Origin of the sequence: Anaerotignum faecicola, from assembly GCA_024460105.1 — a bacterium.
Lineage (GTDB): Bacteria > Bacillota > Clostridia > Lachnospirales > Anaerotignaceae > JANFXS01.
This window is the reverse complement of the sequence record JANFXS010000622.1, coordinates 1-382: the sequence shown is the minus strand read 5'-3', so window position 1 is coordinate 382 and position 382 is coordinate 1. Positions and strand designations below refer to the sequence as shown.

At 51.0% G+C, this 382-nt stretch carries 1 protein-coding gene; it reads left to right on the top strand.

Features of this window, described 5'->3' with window-relative positions; all coding sequences use genetic code 11:
• Window positions 1-382 (top strand): nucleoside deaminase (locus tag NE664_15685; protein MCQ4728075.1); only part of this gene is annotated, 382 nt, incomplete at both ends.

The following is a 382-nucleotide window of genomic DNA, read 5'->3' as shown; positions in this document are numbered from 1 at the left end:
CCGGAAGGCGGGAGCGATCGGTGAGGTACCTATTGGCTGCGTCATTGTTTATGAGGACAAGATTATAGCGAGGGGATACAACAGGAGGACGATTGACAAGAATGTTCTGTCCCACGCAGAGATTATCGCGATAAAAAAAGCATGTAAGAAGATTGGTGACTGGCGGCTGGAAGGCTGTACCATGTATGTGACCCTGGAACCGTGCCCCATGTGTGCCGGGGCTATCGTCCAGGCAAGAATTCCCAAAGTTGTAATCGGCTGTATGAATCCAAAAGCCGGATGCGCCGGCTCTGTGCTTGATCTGCTTCATGAGGACGGGTTTAATCATCAGGTTGAAATGGAGAACGGTGTTCTGGAGGAAGAGTGTTCGCGGCTCATGAAG